This is a genomic window from uncultured Aquimarina sp. (assembly GCF_947492965.1).
Lineage (GTDB): Bacteria > Bacteroidota > Bacteroidia > Flavobacteriales > Flavobacteriaceae > Aquimarina.
The window spans coordinates 25,007-46,364 of sequence record NZ_CANLOZ010000008.1 but is presented as its reverse complement, the minus strand read 5'-3'; the positions used below and the strand labels follow the sequence as shown (position 1 = coordinate 46,364).

The window sequence follows — 21,358 nt, the reverse complement described above, 5'->3', positions numbered from 1 at the left end:
TCTAATTATACGTTTCAGAAAAATAATCAGCATCCAAAATATACTCTGCAATAACTCTTAGTAAAACTTGTCCCATCTCTAAGTTTCGTGCTTCTTCAATAAGTACAGCTTCACAATCTCCGTGTGAGACAAAATATAGAGTTGGCTCCCCTAATTGGTTCATTTTTCCTGGGTGGGCAATAACCCAGTTTTGGCCATAATCAATAGCTCCTTCAGTATCTTCAATACCATAACCACTATTCTTTAATGATGTAATGAATTCTTCGTTTTCTTCTTCGGCTTCTTCCAAAAAGTAATATTCCCAGCTTTGTTCGATTGCAGATCCTCCTTCTTGAATACCATTAAACCCAATATATCCACCGCCTAATGATTCCCAGGATATCCCATTGTGAACTTTCGCTACTTCAATCCAGGATTTCGGGCCTTTTTCAGTTTCAAATGGTGCATCACATTCTAATACTACTTCTTCATCCTCGTATTCTTTATGCTGAAATGTAAGTAATAGTTGATCATTATTTATTTCAGCTTTTAAAAATTGAGCTATGATAAGATCAAGAACTTCTTCGTCTTCTTTATTTTTCGTCATAAAACTTAGATGTTCTTTAATTGACATTGGATCTTGCGTTTCTATTAGATGTTGCCACATAGTTTTGAATTATTTAATTGAATATGAATTTATATTTTATGTAATTATTACTAATGATAGAATTTCCAAACTCCATTCTTACGCCCTATTATACTCTTAAAGCCTACTGGAAATTCATTCTTATCTGATGTTCTAAATAACCAACTTCCATCGTCTCTCGTAACTTCGAATAGTTTCCCATTGGCTACAGGAGTTAATCGGATAGATATGGAATCAATATTATCATATATGTTTTGATCTGTAAAAACCATTTTTAAACCTTTAATCCATTCATTAATTAGATTTTCTTTAGAAATTTCTGGTTTAGATAAGACTTCATATCCTATGATGGGATCTGCGGCAGCAACCATTTCATTTATATTCCCTTCTTCCATAGTTTTATAAAATGATTTTGCAAATGCAATGGCTTCTTCTTTACTGTTTTTATTTGTGATTATATCAGTATCTATCCATGACCACTTTTTTAAATTAGAAGGTAATATCACTTGTTTATGAACTGGCGCATCATCATTTTTAACATTGATTTTTAGTAAAGTTTTACCATTATTCTCTCCGGTAATTTCACCTTTTTTATAAGTTGCTAAACGAATAGTCGCAGATCCTTTTTTTGATAATGGATATACCGAAACTGTATTGATATTTGGAATTGCATAATGGTTAGCTAGCGTAAAAGAGTTTCCATAACCTTCTTCGTTTTCAATCAAAAGCTCACATACCGGAATATCATTTAATCGAACTTTAATATTACTACCTTTTTCACCATATATTTCTATGCACAAAAAATTTTCTGTCTCTTCTTGATTTATAGCGGTATCACCATGATTGTTGCTTTGAGGAAATACCAAAGTGTTGAAAAAGAATATGAAAAAGCATGTAAGTTTTAGGTTGCTCTTGATTGCGACTATATTTTTGGTTTTCATTTTTAATTGGTTATTTCAATAAACTCTTCTTTATGCTCATCATCATCTGGTAGGATTGGAGCGGGTTCATAATGACCGTTTATTGATGAGATTACTTCTCCGGTTTTTTTATCTATTTCTTCTTCACTAAAAACACCACCTAAATAAGGATCTCGAGAGGAAAAAACTACTAAATAGCTATGTTCCATTTCTTTGATTGTGGTCAAAGGATAGACAATTCCTTTTTTGAAAATATCGGTATTGGTGCTATCAGGATTCAAAATCTCATTGATAATTTTCAGATCTGTATTTGTTGGTAAATAGAAGGATGAACGCGTTGTATTATTACTTTCAATGTTTTTAGTGATTGTGCCTGAAGGTAATTCTACAATGATATCGGAATAGTAAGCAGTATTTTTTGGAAGGTATATTACATTGTATCCAAATTGCACTAGTACTCTTTGATTACTAGCTTTTACTGATATAAAATGGAAATCCTCTTTATTTATCGTTGTATGTTCTTGCCTTTTTAGTTCGTTTATGGCCAAACCAATTATATGATTTCTACCACGCTTGAGCAGCTTTTTTACATCTTTGTTTGGTTCACTCATTTGAGAATGCATTGTAGAGATACAACATAAAGCAAATAGAAAGAGAGATTTCATTTTGGAATTAGCAGTTTTATGATAGTGATTTTTGATTGTATAAATGACCCGATTTTCATCGTTGTATTATCTAAATCTAATGTCATGGAATTATTGATGTCCATCGGGTCATTCCTCATCTAAAAAGAAAAATCCTAAAAATCAATATCATCTCCAGCTCCTGCAGTTGCAAATTCTGCGTTATATTTTTCCATTAACTCTCCCATTTTTAAGGCGAGTCTTGTATCTGTAGCCATTTTAGTAGTCCATTGTGCGCCTACAGTACTCCAATCGTTCACATTAAGCCCGTATTCATTAAGGATAGAAACCGCATCTTTTCCTTGGGTAGCTCCCATATTTTGGTGGCACATGATTTTGATATATAAATCAAAATCTTCCATTACATTATCTAACGAACTACCACCACTTGAACTAACAGCATCCGCTACTTCATTAGTTTCAGTAGCTGCAAATTTGCCAATATTCGAATTCATAAAAGCATCTCCGTAAACTTTGGAAATGGCAAAAGTTGTATCCTGAGACATTCTTGCAGTCCATTCTGCAGAAACTTCATCCCAGATAGGTTTTTCAGTTCCTACAACTTTAAGTACTTCTTCCAAATCCATTCCACCAGCAATTTTGGCATTGGCTGCAGCCCAGGTTTCCATATCAATTCCATTAATAGGATCTAATAAGCCTCCAGCTTCGGCAGCTTCGATATGAGCGTCCATCTGCGCGTCTAGCTTAGCCTTTTGCTCTTTTAGGAAGTCATCAGCAGCATCATAGGCTTTTCCTTCAGCTTTTTCAATTTTTATTAACGAAGATGCTACATGATCTTCTAAAGAAAAATGCTCGTTACTTTTAAAACCATATTGAGCAGCAATTTCTTCAAAGTTGTCATTGTTATTGATTTCATCTAATATTTCTCTAGCTCTATCTGTAGTAGTATTTAAAGCTTCGGGATAACCAAGAGTTTGTAAACAAGCATTTAATTTTCTTTCCTGACCATTGGCAAATTGATTTAGATCTACCCATCCTCCTGTAGTTCCATCATTATTTTTGCCATAACATAACCAAGGTTCTATATGCCCGATTTGATCAGGATCAATATCTGGCCAGCTAAAATCTGCAGCTTCTTGGGCCGTATAATCATAACTATTTTCTGCTGAGGATTGCTTATTTTTTATTCCTAATGCAATTGCCTTTTGACCTTGTTCGGTTTTATCGTGATCTGTGAATTTATGTAAATTACTCATTGTATTTGGTTTTAAATTTGTGGTGAATTAAAATTGAGATAAGATCTCTTGTTTTTTTTGTTTGTAATCTTGCTCATCGATAAGCCCTGCTTCAAACATCTTCTTTAGTTTTTCGAGTTTTTGAATGGGATCATCTGGATTTGGAGTAGATACTGGAGTGTTATTTTGTGGTTGATATGGTTGTTGCGGTTGCTGAGGTTGTTGATTTTGGTTATTCATCATATTACCCATCATTTGTCCCATTCCTAAACCTGCACCCATTTGCATTCCTAAATTTCCTCCTCCTTCATTCTTTGCCATATTTTTTAGTGCTTCGAGTTGCTGATAATCTTGGTAACTTACTCCAAGTTCTCTCATCGCCTGTGCTTCTGCACTCATATCTGCTATTCTACCAATTCTTGTTTTGGTCTCTTCATCGAAATTGGTTCCTTCGATTCTGAAATCAAGTAGTTGAAATCCTAAATCATTGAAAATAGATTCACAGGAGTTTCTGGAAAATTCAGCAATTTCATTTCGGTGTTTGTCGATATCTATATAGCTAAAAGAAGCTTTGGCAAGAAAATCGCTGATTGGCTGAGTGATTCTGGATAAAATTACCTTTTGAATGGATCTTACCGGATAATAATCCTCACCAGCAATTACATTGGAGAAAAAATCAACTGCTTTAGTAATCTTAAATGAAAAGTTTCCAAAAGCTCCTAATCCGACGGGAAAATTGTATACCGGATCTTTATAGGTAATAGGTGAAGGGGTTCCCCATCGAATGTTTTGCATTTCTACTTTTCGATAAAAATAGATACCTACTTTATGAGCAGATTCAAACTTATACATGATATTCTTAATGGTTGTCCAAAAAGGAATGTTTCCGGTTTTAAGATCATAAAGACCTTCTTCTTCAAAATAGCCTTCTACTTTTCCCTCAAACACAAAAAGGCATCCTTGTCCTGGACCAACAATAAGTTTGGAGGCATTTTTTATTTCATCTCCATCCTGAGTCCATTTCTCAAAAAGAGTATCCGGTTTAGGACTGTTCCATTCGATTACCGAACGTAATTGATTGCTAAATGAATTTGACATATATTTTCCTTTTTTTCGAATTATGAATAATCAATTATGAATGACATTTTTGCGCTAAGATCCTTCTCGTATCGTCCTTGATAATCAGGAATTACTTCGATACGTTTTTTTAAATAGGTCTCTACGTATTTGCGGTATGGAGTTATTAACTCATCTTTACTAAAAATGTCTCTATCTGATAGATAGTTCTGAAACTTAAGGTGTTCATATTTTAGATAATGTTCTAACGCCGCTTCTTCACCCAATGCATTAATGGCAAAGTGTTCTACATTTCTTGCTTTTGTTCCTGGTTCGAATGTGTTTACTGTCTGGCAATAATCACAAGTGGTATAATATGATCTGAAAAAATTATCTTTAATAGGTAGTTTAGCTTGACATTGTGTACAACAAAAATCTTTGGATAAAGTATCTTTTGCGTTAGATACCAACTTTTTGGCAGCATCAGCGAAGATTCGTACTTCATAAGATTTCAATTCCTGCTGTAACTCATGCTGCAATTTAAATCCTTTGTTACGTTCCTTAATAAACTGAGCATTGTCATAATCTATATCAAGATCTAGAAATGTTTGTTCTACCTTATCAAACCAAGTGTTTTCTATTTTATGAATAAGATCAGAAGCTTGTGAGTATATACCTTGCCAGGCATTTTGAAAAGTAATTGTTTCAAAATCCGTAGCCTCAAACAATAGCGGTAATGCTGCTTCTGTTTTATTGAGGACTTCATAAAAACGATCTCTTATTTTGGCTAGGAATGTATCCCATCTTTGTTGTGTGGCAATAAAAGACATGTTGGTGGTTTTAGATTATAAAGTTTTAGTAAAACTGGTTTCCACAGAAATCGCAGTACTGAAGATCAGTATCGCTAGGTCTTGCTGCTCCACAGCTTTTACATTTTTTGGTTTCAAGTCCAGCATTAGCTTCGTCAAACTTGTTAGTAGAAGAAATGGCATTACCTAATATGTCATCCAGCAGACTTTTCTCTTTATCATCATCCTTATTGGTTTTATCTGTCATTTTGTAAAATAGTTTATGATGTTTTCAAGAAAGAGAGCTAGCAGCTATTATGGAGATTGAGATAGCTATTCCAATAATTTGATTAGCCTAAGGAATAACTATCTCATTCATCTCTATTAAAAGAAGATTATTTGCTCATTCCTGCTTTTAGATCTGCGATCGTTTTAGCCATTACAACACCAGGAAGTTTTACAGGTGCGGCAACTTCTGCTAAGAAAGTACCTTTTACTTCACCAGTCTTGTAGGTTGTAAAACCGATTCTGTATAATCCAACAGTAAGAGCTTTTAAAGGATCGTTGATGTCACTTTTGTACCTTAAAAGAGAGTTGTAAGAACTACCACTTGGTTGTTTTGGCATTTCTCCGCTATCGTCATTACGTTCTAGAATTACCCAATTTGCACTATCCACAGCATCTTGGCTGATATTATCAGTACTAATAATGTCTGATCTTTCTAGTGTAATGTACGTGTCAAAATAATCCTTTGATTTAGCATTCTTTGTATATGCTTCTGATTTTATAGGATTTTTTGTTTTAGCTTTTCCTACTGGAGACATCATTCTTACTCCAAGTTCTGGAGCAACAGCAGGAACCCAAACATATATGTAATAAAATTTCTTTCCGTCTTTTACTTCATCTTCATTTCCTGGAGCAGCATATCCAAGGTATGATACTACATCCGTATACGGTACTTTTATTGTTTTTGGACCTATTTTTTTCTCAATAGAGCTTCCGAATTTCTTAAGCTTTTGTGCTTCTAAGGTTGATGTAGTTCCAAGTACAATAATGCTTAAAAGAAATAAAATTTTTGTTTTCATAATTTAATAATTTGAGTGATTTGATAATTTATTTAGTTTAAAAATGGTATTACTGAAATCGATGTGATTAGTAATAAAAAGATGATAATACCTGTGAAATGATACCACGGGATTTTAACTTTGTTTTTTTCGAATTCTTCAAAATTGGAGATAAGCTTTTCGCTCGTAATCTCTTGTTTTTCAAAGGCTCCTTTGCAATGACTACAAACTACATATAGTTTCTTCCAAAGAGGAAAAAAGGGAATCCAAAACACATGGAAGTATTTTCTGTATCCTTGAACCCACATTTGATTTTCTGTCTTGCAAAAAGGGCAATGGCCACCATCTAGTTTCGATGGGTTTATTGTAGAAGAACTGGTCCCGAATATAATCATGACGTTCTTGGTTTATGTTAGTGGTTTAAGAGTATTTTGTTTATTGATTTTTTGATTAGAATGGGAGAGAGAATACAACGGTTCAATGTTCATTTCTCCCTCCATTCTTCAACTAACTAACATATTACGTGAAGAAAAGGAATGATGCCACTATCATCCATCCTCCAACGATAAGTCCAAATACTCCTAATTTTCCTTGTTTAGGAGCAAGCTTTGCTCTTAATTCGTCTGCTTTTTCTTTTGCTGCTTGGTTTTTTGATAAGAAGAACTTATTGATAAGTCCAAATCCTAACATAAATCCTAGTGCAGCAGAGATTATATTTCCTGCTAATAATGATACCCACCAAATTGGATAGGTAGTAAGCCAACCTAGATTTAAAATTGCTGAAATAATTCCCCAAACTCCCCAGAAACAGAATGCAAACCCAATCCATCCTTGGTAAGGTTCAATTTTTTCTAAAAGTTCTTTTGCATTTGGTTTTTTGGAAAGTAATAACGATGGTACTGCTAAAATACTTAATAAAATTAATGAGATTCCCCAGATCATATCTTATGGTTTTATAGGGTTAGTAATTAGTTTATTTCGGTAAAATTTGATTTGTTGTTTATCAAAACCTACAGTACAAAGATGTCACTTAAATACACCCTTAGAAACACCTTTTCTGGTGAAAATGAGTACCCTGAAAACAGTGAGAATATGTCTAGAGATCCTATTGATTTAAAAAAAACGTGTTTTGTAAAGAATTTACAAAACACGTTTTTACTAAAGTTTATCTCCTAAAATTAATTAGTTGTTATTTGTCCTATGTAAAGGAAGATATATATGGTAAGCAATGGTCTCTTAATGCTCTATATATTTCATTTTTAAAGCATATTTAGTGAGCCCAGCAAGGTTTCTTACATTTAGTTTAGCAATTAAATTTTTTCGATAACTTTCTATGGTATGTTTACTTAAGAATAATTTATCTGCAATTTCTTGAGTAGTAAATTCCTGAGCAATTAAAGTAATTACATCAATTTCTCGTTGTGTTAGTTTTACTTCTTCATCTTTCTTTTTTGAGAACTTATTCTCCATATAAATATCCTTAATTTCTCTAGAAAAATATTTTTCTCCACTAAGAATAGTTTGTATAGCTTTTAATAACTCTTCTTTTTCTGCGTTTTTAGGTACATATCCATCTACATCATGCTCAATTAGAGTATCAATCATATCTGGATTATTGTGCATACTAACGACCAAAGTTTTAATATTTCTATTTCTTTCTTTTACAATTTTGTTTAGCGCAATACCATCCATTTCTGGCATCGTTATATCGGTAATAATCAAATCAATCTTCTCATCAGGATTGATCTCTACATATTTGGCAATGTGTTTACCATTTTTTGCAGTTAACAGAATGTTGTAGTCATTCTCGGAATTTAGAATACTCAATAACCCATCTAAAAACATTTTATGGTCATCAGCTATAATTAGGTTGTATTTCATGTATCGTATTGTTTACGTTGGTTATTTCTATATTGATGATGGTTCCTCTTTTTAATCGCGAATCTATATCAATGGTACCATTTATTTTTTTTAATCGGCTTTTTATATTTCTAAATCCAATACCTTCTACTTTTTTGTCCACATCAAAACCAACACCATCATCTTCAAAAAGGATATTGAGTTCATTTTTAACTAGGTTTAATTGTAATTCGATAATAGAACCATTTGCGTGTTTGATGCTATTAGTTACTAACTCCTGTACGATCTTAAATGCCTCTACTTGCAAGTTTTCGTTCAGACTATCTATGTTTTTTCTTGGATATGCATGAAACGAAGTTTTTAAATTGCTTGCTCCTTCGATATTACTAATATACTCTTCTAATACATCACAAAAATTATTTTTAATAAACTTTTTTGGAATAAGATCATGAGAAATGTCCCTAACCAATTCATAAGTGTCATCAATTTGCGCATTGATTCCTTTTAGTATCCCGTTATGGTTATCGTAAGAATTATTTAAGCGAAGCTTAATAGCTGCCAAATTTCCACCAATACTATCATGTAACTCTTGAGCAATACGTTTACGTTCTTTATCCTGTCCCTCTACAGACGCTTTTATTACCTGTAATTCCTGATCTTTTAATAGTGATGAAATTTTTTCTTCGTTTATTTCTTTTTGTTTTTGATTTAATTCGCTCTGTACTTTGATTTTTTGGTAATAGGTAATTAATAATCCAATTACCGGAATCAAAAGAATTAAAAAAGAATATAAAATGATGTTTTTGAATGTTTTTTGTCTATTAGTTTCATCCTGCTGAATTTTTAATTGTGCATCTTTAAGTTCTTGGTTTTTCTTAAGAATAATATTGTCTTTTAGTGCTTTTTCAGTAGTGTTTTGAAAGGAAAGTAATTTATTTTCGTTTTCTTTTCGAAGAAGTTCATTCTCTTTATTCTCGATTTCTTGTTTTAGTTTTAGATTACTGATAGCTTCTTCTCTGTTAGCTAGCTCAAGTTGTTTATTAGTGTTTTCTATTTGTAGAAATCTAATTTCTTTTTCCTTCTGTAATGTTTTGTACTTTACTTCTAGTTCACTAATTTCTTTGTCTTTATCTAGCGTTCTAATAGAGTCAGTTATGTTTTCATATTGTTCCTGATAGTCCAAAGCTTTTTTATAATCTTTCTGGGTGACAGCTACCTTTTTTAATCTCTCATAAATAGATTCTTGCTTATTCAGAAAACCTACTTCTTCAGCAATTTTCAGTCCAGAAAGCATTATTATTTCCGCCTCTTTAAATTTTTGTTGTTTGAGTAATAATTCTCCTTTTTCAAGACTGCTTATAATTTCCATATTATGAAATTTGTTGGCTTTAGCAATTATAAGAGCCTTATCAAAAAACGACATTGATTTTTCTAAATCACCAAGTAGTCTATAATTGATCGCAAGATTAACATTAATAGTTCCTATACAGCTTATTCTTTCCGCATCCGTACAGATTTTACGAGCTTTTAGCAGATATTCAATACTCTTGTCATAGTTTTCCTTGTAACCATAGATAGTAGCTATATTTACAATGGATCCAAATACAATTTCTTCATTATCTTTATATTCTCTGCACTTTTCTAATAGTTCTAATGCAGTATCGTACTCATCGGACTTTATATATTCGTCGGCAAGTCCAAAAGAATTTATATAATATATTCGTTTATCATTGTATTTACGGGAAATCTCAATTCCTTTTAAAAACCACTTTTTTGCTTTTTCGTTAAGTCCGTTAAAATTATTTGCTTGTCCAAGAGTATAATAAGCTAGTCCAAAGACATTTCTTCTTAGCGTATCGTTGCTAAAATTCTTTAGTTCTAGTATTTTATTAGCATAATATTTTATAGAATCAATCTGAGATGTATTTCTGTGATATGCACTAATGATAAGACTCAGATCTGCTTTAAATCTGTCACTTTTAACCTTAGGTTTTTTGAATTCTTGATGAGCTCTTACATAACTTTCTTTACGTTTTCCAGGAGTATTTGCCAAAACTTTAAGTTCGTCTACAATTTCCTTTTCGTTTTTGTTGGGGTATGGGAAAGTTCGTTTTGTATCAATTTGACTATGAGCTATAAAGCTGGATAATAGCAGAAGAGTTCCTATAGTACTTCTTAAAAAATCTAGTATGTTATTGCGAACAGGTTTCATTTGGTATTCTAAAAATAACCCAATATTTGATTTCAAAAATGTAAGCCCAAGAGTACTCAAAGGTATTAATTTCGGAAGTTTCCGATATCCCTGAAAACAGGGATCTTAGGATCTTAATTCGGGGTTATTTATAAAGTAGATATTGCGCTCTGATTTTTTTAAAGCTTTCAAGATCTTTTCTCCAAGTTTTTTTGATTTCCTGTTCTGTATAACCCTGGATAATTTGTTCTTGCAGTTTTTTGGTTCCCGCATGATTGGTAAATGACTTGGTATTAAAAAAACCTTCTTTATTCTTAGAATTACGGTAGGCATCGATAATCCATTGTAGACGAATACCGGACAACCTTTCTGTTTCTCTAAGATCTTTTCCATAACACACTTCGCCTTTATGTTTAGGATATTTTGCACCAAAATTAGGTTGAGGAGTATATGCAAAATCATATTGCTCTATTGGAAAATCCGGTGATCCAAAAATTTGAAATTGCATTTCTGTACCTCTTCCGGCGTTTATGGTAGTACCTTCAAAAAAACCAAGACTTGGATATAGGTTTATGGATCGATCGTTTGGTAAATTTGGAGAAGGTCTTATAGCCAAGCTATAATAGGTTTGATGTGTATAGTTTTGAACAGAAATAATATCTAATTTACATTTTAGATCATTGCCTAACCACCCTTCGCCATTAACCATTTTAGCATATTCACCTATAGTCATTCCGTGAACTAAAGGAATGGGATGAACGCCTAAAAAACTACTATGTTCTGATTTTAATGTAGGGCCATCGATATAATGACCATTAGGATTAGGACGATCCAATATTAACAGAGGAATATTATTCTCTGCACAAGCTTGCATTACGTAATGTAATGTAGAAATATAGGTATAAAAACGAGCTCCTACATCTTGGATATCAAACACTACAATATCTACATCCTTAAGTGATGAAGCTGATGGTTTTTTGTTTTTACCATGTAGAGAGATAATAGGTAATCCTGTTTTAATATCTTTTTCGTCTGCAACTAATTCTCCAGCATCCGCCTTACCTCTAAACCCATGTTCTGGGGCAAATACTTTTTTGATATCAATCTTTCGTGCCAATAAAGAATCTACCAGATGTGTATATTGACTTAATGAGTTCGTAGTAACTTTCTCTGTTTGTAAGAGAGGTTTTAAATTAGGGTATTTGAAAATTACAGAAGTTTGATTTCCAACGATAGCCACTTTTTTGTTTTGTAATAATGGGAGATATAAATCAGTCTGATTTGCCCCTACTATTACCGGTGCAAGAACGTCTAGAGAATCTTGAATGCGAGTTTCGGCAATTACACTTTTTTGATTTATTTTCGATTTTTCTTGCCCTTGCGATGGAGTAGAAGAGGGTTTTGTTCCGCTTCCACAAGAAATAAACAGAATAAAAAGGAATAAAAACGTATTTTTGAATGTATTTCTTATTAAAACCATAAGTAACATTGAATTTCGAATATTTTATTGCCAAACGCCTTATCAAAGGTAAGGAACATAAAAGTAGCATCTCATCTACCATCATAAAAATTGCAATATTTGCGATTGCCATAGGAATGATCATGATGTTAATTACCGTTGCTACTGGTATAGGATTACAACGTAAAATTAGAGAAAAAGTTGCCGCGTTTAATGGACACGTGATTATTACGAGCTATGATAATAACAATAGTTTGGAATCATTGATACCTATTAAGAAAGAACAACATTTCTATCCCAATTTTACCGATGTAACAGGGATTAAGCACGTTCAGGTCTTTGCTACAAAAGGAGGTTTAATCAGGACAGAGAATGATTTTGAAGGAGTTGTCGTTAAAGGTATTGGTGCAGATTATGATTGGTCTTACTTTAAGGAATACATCGTAGAAGGTACGATACCTGATTTTACAGATCCAAAAAATAATCAGATACTAATTTCAGCTTATACCGCTTCCAGATTGGGATTAGGGATTGGAGATAAGGCAAATACCGTTTTTTTAAAGAAAAATTCTAGTTCTAAAATACCTGCTAATATTAGAGCATTTGAAATTGTGGGTATTTATGATTCAGGTTTTCAAGAATTTGATGAGAAGTTTATTCTGGCAGACATTAGGCACATCCAAAAAATGAATAAATGGAAAGATGGAGAAGTTGGAGGTTTCGAAGTGTTTATAGACGATTTTAATCAAATTGATAGAAAAGGATTACAGATTTTTGAAAATATACCTTCCGATTTAGAAGCTGTTACGATCACATTAAAATATGGAAGCATTTTTGAATGGTTAAAGTTATTTGATCTTAATATTATTGGTATTATTAGTATTATCATACTCGTTGCAGGAATTAATATGATCACAGCATTATTGGTTTTAATTCTAGAAAGAACATCAATGATTGGTATACTTAAATCATTGGGTTCTAATGATTGGTCCATTAGAAAAGTGTTCTTATATAATGCTGGTTATCTAATACTAATTGGTTTGTTTTGGGGAAATCTCATAGGAATTGGCTTACTTTTCTTGCAGAAGCATTATGGGATTATTGGTCTTAATCCGGCAACATATTATGTTAGTACAGCTCCAGTTTATATCAATATTGGGTATATACTGTTGCTTAATATCGGAACTATGATTTTATGTTTATTAATGTTGCTGATACCTTCTTATGTAATTGCGAAGATCTCTCCTTCTAAAGCGATTCGTTTTCAGTAATATGAAATACTAAATCTTACCATTACTAAATAGCTTTGTATTCGTATCTTTGCACGGCATAAAAAACATATATTAAGACTATATAAATTAGTAAGCTTGTGAAGTACGCAAATAATATCTTAGAAACTATTGGAAATACTCCAATGGTAAAAATGAATGCTTTAGTTGAAGATGTAGATGCTTTGGTATTAGCTAAATATGAAACGTTTAACCCAGGAAATTCTGTAAAAGATCGAATGGCGTTAAAAATGATAGAAGACGCTGAAGCAGATGGAAGATTAAAACCTGGAGGAACCATCATAGAAGGTACATCAGGAAATACGGGGATGGGACTAGCCCTAGCTGCCATTGTAAAAGGATATAAGTTGGTATGCGTAATGGCAGATAAACAGTCCAAAGAAAAAATGGACATTCTAAGAGCTGTTGGTGCTAAAGTAATGGTTTGTCCTACTAACGTAGAACCAGAAGATCCAAGATCTTACTATTCAGTGTCTAAACGATTAGCAGAAGAAACTCCGAACTCTTGGTATGTTAATCAATATGATAATCCTTCGAATGCAAAAGCACATTATGAAAGTACAGGACCAGAAATTTGGGAGCAAACGGATGGTAAAGTAACTCATTTTATTGTTGGAGTTGGAACTGGAGGAACTATTTCAGGTGTTGGAAAATATTTAAAAGAGCAAAATCCTAATGTAAAAGTTTGGGGAATTGATACATATGGATCTGTTTTTAAAAAGTATCATGAGACAGGTATATTTGATGAAAATGAAATATATTCCTATATCACAGAAGGTATCGGAGAAGATATTTTACCAAAAAATGTCGATTTTTCTATTATCGATGGATTTACTAAGGTAACAGATAAAGATGCAGCTGTATATACACAACGGTTGGCAAAAGAAGAAGGAATGTTTCTTGGTAACAGTGCGGGAGCCGCTATAAAAGGGTTACTGCAACTAAAAGATCATTTTACAAAAGATGATGTAGTAGTTGTGCTTTTCCATGATCACGGAAGTAGATACGTAGGTAAGATGTTTAATGATGATTGGATGAGAGAACGCGGATTCTTAGAAGAAGAAGTTTCTACAGCCGTAGATTTGGTAAAGAACCATATTGATAAACCATTGATAACAGTAAAAACCGAGGAGCTAGTTTCTCATGCAATAGAGCGTATGCGTAAGTTTCAGATATCGCAAATTCCTGTAACGGATAGTGAAGGTTTTGTAGGGTCAGTAGACGAAAGTGCATTGTTTTCCGCTTTTTTAGAAGATAAGAATAGTGCAGACACACCGATTAAAGATGTTATGAAGGATCCTTTTCCAATAGTAAAAGCTACAACCTCTTTAGATGAAATTTCTGGGATGATCAAAAATGGTAATCCTGCGGTACTAGTTGAACTTGAAAACGGTAAGTATCATATCATTACGAAATATGATGTGATCAGCAATATAAAATAAATTATTTATATTTATATCATTAAAGGTTTCCCCTTTATTAGTTTTAATAGCTAATACAGGGGTTGTTTTTATACTTTATTCTGATTAAAGAATTATTTAACGCAACTTTTTGTCGAAAATGGGATCTTTAAGAAGAAGAATCGTATAAAATCGAAGGGTTATGCAAAAATATTCATTTGACTTTTCTGATATAGATGTATTAAGGAACTACTTTAGATCCCAATTAGATCCTGATGGAACTTCAGATCGTATTTATTTTCCACCACATATCGGTGAGGGATATCTTTGTTATTATAAAATCTCACCAGAGGTATTCCTTTTTATAAATAACTATAAAGCTCATGTGGATATCGAATATGTAAGAGAACCTATTGAAGAAAAAGATATTATCCTCCATTTTAGAAAGTATTCCTTAGATCATCAGATAAAGAAAAATGAAATCATAAGCTCCTATTCCGATGGATATACACCGGGTAATATGAGGTGTATGAATTCTCAACAAGGCGAAAGAGTGTATATTAATAAAGGAGCAGTTGTAAAATCTATTATGATTGTTCTAAAAAGTAAGTACACAAAACCATATTTCCTTAAAAACAATGATATGGCTGAAAAGATGGATCGGTATATCCGACATTCTCATCAACATATCAATAAGTTTTATCTGTCTTACAAACAATCAATTTTGTTTGATCAAATTGTTTCTCCGAATATAAATAAGGTAGAAAACTACCTGTTTTTTATTGCCAGAGGTATTCGGTTATTAGAGACGTTCTGGAAAGATGTTCTTATGTGGGAAACAGAAAGTAATCCATTTAATATTAATAGTACACAGGTAGGTAATATATATAAGGTAAGTACTTATTTAGAAGATAATTTACACGAGCCTTTTGTAGGTGTGGATCATTTAGCCTCCATGGCACATATGAGTAGAACTAATTTCTTTAATATGTTTAAGGAGATTCATAACCAGACTCCATTAGAATTTTTTAATAATAAAAAATTAGAAAGCTCGTATAATATGATTTTTACCGAAAGACTATCAATTAAAGAAGTTATGGATAATCTTAATTACTCTAATTCCTCAAAATTCAAAAAAGCGTTTTTTAATAAATTTGATATATATCCTGATATCCAAATTTAAAATACTTTAAATCATTTATTTCATATATAAAATAAAGATGGTTGCCATCTGACAACCATCTATAACCTAACACAAACTCAACTAAGCTTAGGATTTTAAAATCTTTATATATGTTTTTGAAAAATTTTCTTCCCTTTTGTTAGAACAAAGTAAAGAAATGATAACGTTGAAATAATTTCCATTAATACATAAAATCTTACCAATAGTACATTTTTACTGTTTTTAAGGCTTTTTTAAGAATAAAATGGAGAAAATAGCACTATTTCTATGTGAAAAGAGTAATTTTTTTAGGGAATTATTCCAGTTTTTGGGTAAAATGCCATCTAGGTCATTAATTTTCAAAGTTCTAAAACAATAAGCGATAGTTGTGTGAATATTTTAACTATTCACTAATTAGAGGTAACAATTCGGTTTCCAGAAACACAATATGATAGGAACACATTAGATGTTTTTGATCAGTATATTAAAATTGTTACTCTTATGAATGAAGATTTTCTGCATTATCTCTGGAAATATAAAAAAATAGATTTTTTACAACTTCTCACCACTGATTCCCAGAGATTGGTCATACAAAGGGTAGGAGATCATAATCTTACTAGATCTGGTCCGGACTTTTTTAATTCACAAATAATTATTGATCATCAAAAATGGGCAGGAAATGTAGAAATTCATTTAAAATCAAGTGATTGGTATGTGCATCATCATGAGATAGATCCAGCATATGATAATGTGATCTTACACGTAGTTTGGGAACATGATGTAGAAGTTTTTAGAAGAGATAACTCCAAAATACCAACCTTACAATTAAAAGATTATACAGAAAAAGATTTATTACATAAGTTTAGAAAATTTTTTCTTCATAAAGAGTCCAATTGGATACAATGCGAAAAGTTATTGCCCGAAGTTTCTGCTTTTACAATAGCAAACTGGCAAGAGCGATTATATATTGAAAGATTAGAACAGAAATCTAAACTAATTAATAAACTGTTGATCTCTTCCTCTAATGACTGGGAAGCAGTACTTTTTAAATTATTGGCAAGAAGTTTTGGATTGAATGTTAACAACGATGCTTTTCTAAGTCTCGCTAATTCTTTTGAGTTTAAAATAGTAAGAAAATGTAGTGAGGATGTTGAAAATATGGAAGCTTTGTTATTCGGTCAAGCAAATCTATTAGATGAGAAATTTGATAACCCTTATCAACAAAGGTTAGTCAAAAAATATGAATTCCTGAAGCATAAATACACTCTAAAAAATCATGGTGTATCTCCTTTTTATTTCTATGGATTAAGACCATCAAACTTTCCAACTATTCGCATATCGCAGCTAGCGAACCTTTATGTAAAGAATAAACAACTTTTTAGTGATATCATAAAAACTAATACTCTTACAACATTCTACGAGTTATTTGATGTAAGTGCTACTGATTTTTGGAAAACACATTATACTTTTGATAAAGAATCTACCTTTAGAAACAAGAAGTTGACAAAGTCTTTTATCCATCTAATTTTAATTAATACGGTAATTCCACTTAAATTTTTGTATGCTAAAAAGTTGGGGTATGATAGAGAAGAAGAAATTTTTAGTTTAATATCACAATTGCCTTATGAAAGAAATACAATTGTAAACAAATTTATATCATTACAAGTACCTATGGAAGATGCCTTGCATTCTCAGGCGATGATTCATTTAAAGATGAATTATTGTAACCAAAAAGCCTGCTTAAAATGTGCTATTGGTAATTATTTGTTGAATAGAAGAGGTAATTAAAGAGAATATAATTATTTTGCATTATGCTTTATAATCTAAGACAATTTTTAGAAAGAAACGGCTTTTATGTTTCAAGCAGACTAGCAGATCGTTTTGGAATGCGTGCAAAAAATGTACGACTGTTTTTTATTTATTTAACCTTCGCAACTGCAGGGTTAGGTTTTGTAATATACTTAAATATGGCTTTTTGGTTAAAAATAAAAGATTTGGTGTATACAAAAAGAACTTCAGTATTTGATTTATAAGTATGTTCAAAAGGTTTGGGTCTAAAATATATATAGCCTTAACACTACTAGTAACGGTTATAGCTGTTGGAGTACTAGGTTTTCGTTTTTTTTCAGATTATTCATGGACAGATGCCCTGTATATGACTGTCATTACGGTATCTACTGTAGGTTTTGGCGAAGTGCAACCACTGGACGATACAGCAAAGTTGTTTACCGTATTTTTAATAACTACAAGTGCTTTAATATTAGGATATTCTTTATCTGTAATTACAGAATATATCGTTGGGAAGAGTGATCCCGAAAGAGTGCAATATAGAAAACTGCAAAAAATGATTAGTAAATTAGAAAATCATATCATTATTGTTGGATATGGACGTAATGGTAAGCAAGCTGCTGATAAATTATCGGCATACAATAAACCATTCTTAATTATTGAAAATGATAAAGCGGTTATCGAAAAATATCAGAGTGATGAACGTTTCTTTTTAGAAGGAAATGCTACCGAAGATAGCGTGTTGATAGAAGCACAAATAAAAAAAGCATCATGTCTAATTTGTACATTGCCCGAAGATGCGGATAATCTATTCATTGTATTATCAGCTAGGCAAATAAATAAAGATCTAAAGATTATTAGTAGAGCTTCGCAAGATGCGTCTTATAAAAAAATAAGATTGGCAGGAGCAGATAATGTAATCATGCCAGATAGAATAGGAGGTGATCATATGGCATCGCTAGTAGTAGTCCCAGATTTGATTGAGTTTTTAGATAATTTATCTATTGTTGGTAAGCGATCCATAAATATCGAAGAAGTTTCATTTGAAGATTTGTTTGATGATAATAAGGAAAGGACTATTAGAGAAATAGCAATGAGATCCAGAACAGGATGCACTATCATTGGTTATAAATCTCCGGAAGGTGAATATATCGTTAACCCTGAAGCTGACACTGTGCTAAAGCCCGGTTCTAAGGTTGTTGTTTTAGGGCGACCGGAACAAGTAAATCAACTAAATAAAGAATTTAATATTTAGATGATTACCTAAGATTTAACCGTTAAATTATTGTAAACAATTGTTTTTTTTAGCATCTTGCTCACTTCTAAAAAATTAAATTCAATTAACTCACACATTATGAAGAGAATTCTTCTTTCAATTTTAGCAATAACAATTCCATTTTTAACTTTTGCACAAGAGACAGCAGAAAAAGGTCTGGATCAAAAAATAGATGAGGCGTTTCAACCTGTATCTGACTTTTTCTCAAAGGTTATATTTTTTGAAGTATTTTCTGGAGCACCTTTTGTAATTATATTATTGGTACTAAGTGCTTTGTTTTTTACGATTTATTTTGGATTTCCTAATATTCGATATTTTGGAAAAGCAATTAACGTAGTTAGAGGTAAGTATGATGACCTGGAAAATCATAGTTTAGGAGACCCTGATGCTGGAGTCGATGGAGATATTCGAGATACTATTAGAGACGAGAGTAAAGAAGGAGAAGTTTCGCATTTTCAAGCATTAGCAACCGCAGTTTCTGGAACTGTTGGAAACGGTAATATTGCTGGTGTGGCGTTAGCTATCGCATTAGGAGGGCCTGGAGCAACTTTTTGGATGATTATCTGTGGATTACTCGGAATGTCTACAAAATTTGTAGAATGTACGCTTGGTGTTCAATATCGTGATGTTGGAGAGGATGGAACTGTATATGGAGGACCAATGTACTATCTAAGTAAAGGATTGAAAGATAAGGGGTTTGCTACATTAGGTAAAATTGCAGCCGTTATTTTTGCTATCTTTTGTATCGGAGGATCTTTCGGAGGTGGTAACGCAGCACAATCCAATCAAGCAACAATCGTTCTAAAAGAATTAATGGGACTTGAGAGCACAGGAGCGGGTACTGTGATCGGAGTTATATTAGCAGTATTAGTAGGTATCATTATTATCGGTGGTATCAAAAGAATTGCTTCTGTTACGGAAAAAGTAGTTCCGCTGATGGCTGTAATGTATATCTTAGCTTGTTTATATATTATTTTCAGTAATTTTTCATTTATTGATGATGCTATTGGAATGATAGTAACCGAGGCATTTAACCCAAAAGCAATTGGAGTTGGAGGACTTATTGGAGTTTTATTAGTTGGATTTAAAAGAGCGGCCTTTTCAAATGAAGCAGGAGCGGGTTCTGCTTCGATTGCGCACTCTGCAGTAAAAACAAAATATTCTGCATCAGAAGGACTTGTTGCATTATTAGAGCCTTTTATTGATACCGTTGTAATATGTACAATGACAGCTTTAGTAATTATCATTTTTAACTCTGGAGGAGCTTTTCAATATGGAGGAGACGGAAGTGGATCAGTATTAATCGATGGAGTTTCATACGAAGGAGCAGGAATCACAGCACAAGCATTTGCTAAGTATATACCTTATTCTAATGTCTTTTTAACGATAGCGGTAGTGTTATTTGCTGTTTCTACCATGATCTCTTGGTCATATTATGGATTACAATCATGGAAGTTTTTATTTGGTAGAGGTAAAACTGCTGATTTAGTATATAAACTGTTGTTCTTAACGTTCATTATTATTGGTGCTGCTGCTAGTATGAATTCTATATGGGCATTTTCAGATGCGATGATTTTTGCGATGGTATTTCCAAATATGATAGGATTGTATTTCTTATTCCCAGTAGTTAAGAAACAATTGACAAGGTATTTTGATGCTATAAAAGCATCTAAAGAATAAGACTTTTACAAATATGAAATTTATAAAATCCCATTTCGAGATACATAAAAGGTTCCGGAATGGGATTTTGCTTTTAGCGTTATTAATATTTAGTCTAATTTTATTGATATACTTTTTTCCTACTAAAAGGGATGCAACAACTAATTTTGTTGCTTTAACAGAATACCAGTCGCAATTGGATGAGTTAAAAAAGGAAGCTGATGAAAAGAAAATATCATATCAATCAAAACCTTTTAATCCCAATTTTATAACTGAATATAAAGGGTATGTTTTGGGGTTATCTACTGTGGAGCTTAATAAACTATATGAATATAGAAAAAAGGGGGAATGGATCAATTCTACATCAGATTTTAAAAAGGTTACAGGAGTCTCCGACTCTTTACTAAAAGTAATTTCTCCGTTATTTAAATTTCCTGAATGGATTATTACACCAAAAAAATATAAATCCTATAAATCAAAATATCCCAAAAGGTCCTTTGAGCAGAAAAAAGATCTAAACCTGGTTACATCCAAAGAACTTCAGGAAGAAATAGAAGTTCCAGATTTTATTGCAGAAAGAATTATAAAGTATCGAGATCGACTAGAAGGTTTTGTAAATGATATACAATTGAAGGATATTAAAGGATTGTATGATAATCAATATCAAAAAATACTATCGCTATATACTGTGAAGACACCGAAAAAAATTACTAAAATCAATATTAACAAAGCATCGGTAAAGCAATTAATGGAGGTGCCATATTTCGACTTTGAAACCGCTTTGGAAATAAAAGATTTTATAGATGAGAACAATGGCGTATCTAATTTTGAGGAATTAGGAAAAATAGAAGGGTTTTCTTTAGAAAAAATAGATAGAATAGCATTATATTTGACATTAAATTAAAAATCGGAAAAAATTGCTGTGAATTTTGATAATATGTG

21 protein-coding genes are annotated in these 21,358 nt (G+C 32.2%); 8 read left to right on the top strand and 13 right to left on the bottom strand.

What is annotated here, in order from left to right:
* Position 1: 1 nt before the first annotated feature.
* The 13 genes from Q1B37_RS18920 to Q1B37_RS18860 form a co-directional block, all read right to left on the bottom strand.
* Positions 2 to 646 carry a hypothetical protein gene (locus Q1B37_RS18920; protein ID WP_299901267.1) on the bottom strand — a complete coding sequence of 215 codons (645 nt, stop codon included), beginning with the start codon at positions 644 to 646 and terminating at the stop codon, positions 2 to 4.
* 50 nt (positions 647 to 696) lie between these two features.
* Positions 697 to 1,566: a hypothetical protein gene (locus tag Q1B37_RS18915; RefSeq protein ID WP_299901266.1), complete on the bottom strand. Its 870-nt coding sequence runs from the start codon at positions 1,564 to 1,566 to the stop codon at positions 697 to 699.
* Positions 1,567 to 1,568: 2 nt separating this feature from the next.
* A complete protein-coding gene (locus Q1B37_RS18910; RefSeq protein WP_299901264.1) occupies positions 1,569 to 2,210 on the bottom strand; it encodes a hypothetical protein in 642 nt (213 codons plus the stop codon).
* A 134-nt stretch (positions 2,211 to 2,344) separates the two neighbouring features.
* A complete protein-coding gene (locus tag Q1B37_RS18905; protein WP_299901261.1) occupies positions 2,345 to 3,445 on the bottom strand; it encodes a DUF6620 family protein in 1,101 nt (366 codons plus the stop codon).
* Between the two features lie 27 nt (positions 3,446 to 3,472).
* The gene (locus tag Q1B37_RS18900) at positions 3,473 to 4,522 is read right to left on the bottom strand and encodes an SPFH domain-containing protein (protein ID WP_299901258.1); all 1,050 of its coding nucleotides are present in this window, start codon (positions 4,520 to 4,522) and stop codon (positions 3,473 to 3,475) included.
* Between the two features lie 20 nt (positions 4,523 to 4,542).
* Entirely contained in the window at positions 4,543 to 5,310 is a 768-nt protein-coding gene (locus Q1B37_RS18895; RefSeq protein WP_299901255.1) for a hypothetical protein, read from the bottom strand.
* A 25-nt stretch (positions 5,311 to 5,335) separates the two neighbouring features.
* On the bottom strand, positions 5,336 to 5,536 hold the full coding sequence (locus tag Q1B37_RS18890) for a hypothetical protein (RefSeq protein ID WP_299901252.1): 201 nt from the start codon (positions 5,534 to 5,536) through the stop codon (positions 5,336 to 5,338).
* A 127-nt stretch (positions 5,537 to 5,663) separates the two neighbouring features.
* Positions 5,664 to 6,353, bottom strand: coding sequence for a Lipl32 family lipoprotein (locus Q1B37_RS18885; protein ID WP_299901249.1), 690 nt, complete (start codon positions 6,351 to 6,353; stop codon positions 5,664 to 5,666).
* A 32-nt stretch (positions 6,354 to 6,385) separates the two neighbouring features.
* Complete coding sequence (locus Q1B37_RS18880) at positions 6,386 to 6,727, bottom strand: zinc-ribbon domain-containing protein (RefSeq protein ID WP_299610033.1); 342 nt, start codon at positions 6,725 to 6,727, stop codon at positions 6,386 to 6,388.
* 124 nt (positions 6,728 to 6,851) lie between these two features.
* Entirely contained in the window at positions 6,852 to 7,274 is a 423-nt protein-coding gene (locus Q1B37_RS18875; protein WP_299901247.1) for a hypothetical protein, read from the bottom strand.
* 294 nt (positions 7,275 to 7,568) lie between these two features.
* A complete protein-coding gene (locus Q1B37_RS18870; RefSeq protein ID WP_299901246.1) occupies positions 7,569 to 8,213 on the bottom strand; it encodes a response regulator transcription factor in 645 nt (214 codons plus the stop codon).
* A complete protein-coding gene (locus Q1B37_RS18865; RefSeq protein ID WP_299901243.1) occupies positions 8,188 to 10,440 on the bottom strand; it encodes an ATP-binding protein in 2,253 nt (750 codons plus the stop codon). Before Q1B37_RS18865 ends, Q1B37_RS18870 begins: the two co-directional genes overlap by 26 nt.
* Positions 10,441 to 10,528: 88 nt before the next feature.
* Positions 10,529 to 11,863: a DUF1343 domain-containing protein gene (locus Q1B37_RS18860; RefSeq protein WP_299901240.1), complete on the bottom strand. Its 1,335-nt coding sequence runs from the start codon at positions 11,861 to 11,863 to the stop codon at positions 10,529 to 10,531.
* An 8-nt stretch (positions 11,864 to 11,871) separates the two neighbouring features.
* On the opposite strand from Q1B37_RS18860, the gene Q1B37_RS18855 reads away from it, so the two are divergent.
* The 8 genes from Q1B37_RS18855 (at position 11,872) to Q1B37_RS18820 (ending at position 21,320) form a co-directional block, all read left to right on the top strand.
* On the top strand, positions 11,872 to 13,113 hold the full coding sequence (locus Q1B37_RS18855) for an FtsX-like permease family protein (protein WP_299901238.1): 1,242 nt from the start codon (positions 11,872 to 11,874) through the stop codon (positions 13,111 to 13,113).
* Positions 13,114 to 13,211: 98 nt separating this feature from the next.
* Positions 13,212 to 14,573, top strand: a complete 1,362-nt coding sequence (locus Q1B37_RS18850) for a pyridoxal-phosphate dependent enzyme (protein WP_299901235.1) — start codon at positions 13,212 to 13,214, stop codon at positions 14,571 to 14,573.
* Positions 14,574 to 14,733: 160 nt separating this feature from the next.
* Positions 14,734 to 15,714: an AraC family transcriptional regulator gene (locus tag Q1B37_RS18845; protein WP_299901231.1), complete on the top strand. Its 981-nt coding sequence runs from the start codon at positions 14,734 to 14,736 to the stop codon at positions 15,712 to 15,714.
* Between the two features lie 480 nt (positions 15,715 to 16,194).
* Positions 16,195 to 17,481 (top strand): DUF2851 family protein, encoded by a 1,287-nt coding sequence (locus tag Q1B37_RS18840; RefSeq protein WP_299901228.1) that lies wholly within the window; start codon positions 16,195 to 16,197, stop codon positions 17,479 to 17,481.
* Positions 17,482 to 17,504: 23 nt separating this feature from the next.
* A complete protein-coding gene (locus Q1B37_RS18835) occupies positions 17,505 to 17,726 on the top strand; it encodes a PspC domain-containing protein (protein ID WP_299610011.1) in 222 nt (73 codons plus the stop codon).
* Between the two features lie 2 nt (positions 17,727 to 17,728).
* Positions 17,729 to 18,736, top strand: a complete 1,008-nt coding sequence (locus Q1B37_RS18830) for a TrkA family potassium uptake protein (RefSeq protein WP_299610009.1) — start codon at positions 17,729 to 17,731, stop codon at positions 18,734 to 18,736.
* A 99-nt stretch (positions 18,737 to 18,835) separates the two neighbouring features.
* Complete coding sequence (locus Q1B37_RS18825; protein WP_299610006.1) at positions 18,836 to 20,437, top strand: sodium:alanine symporter family protein; 1,602 nt, start codon at positions 18,836 to 18,838, stop codon at positions 20,435 to 20,437.
* A 103-nt stretch (positions 20,438 to 20,540) separates the two neighbouring features.
* Positions 20,541 to 21,320 (top strand): helix-hairpin-helix domain-containing protein, encoded by a 780-nt coding sequence (locus tag Q1B37_RS18820; RefSeq protein WP_299901225.1) that lies wholly within the window; start codon positions 20,541 to 20,543, stop codon positions 21,318 to 21,320.
* Positions 21,321 to 21,358: the final 38 nt, after the last annotated feature.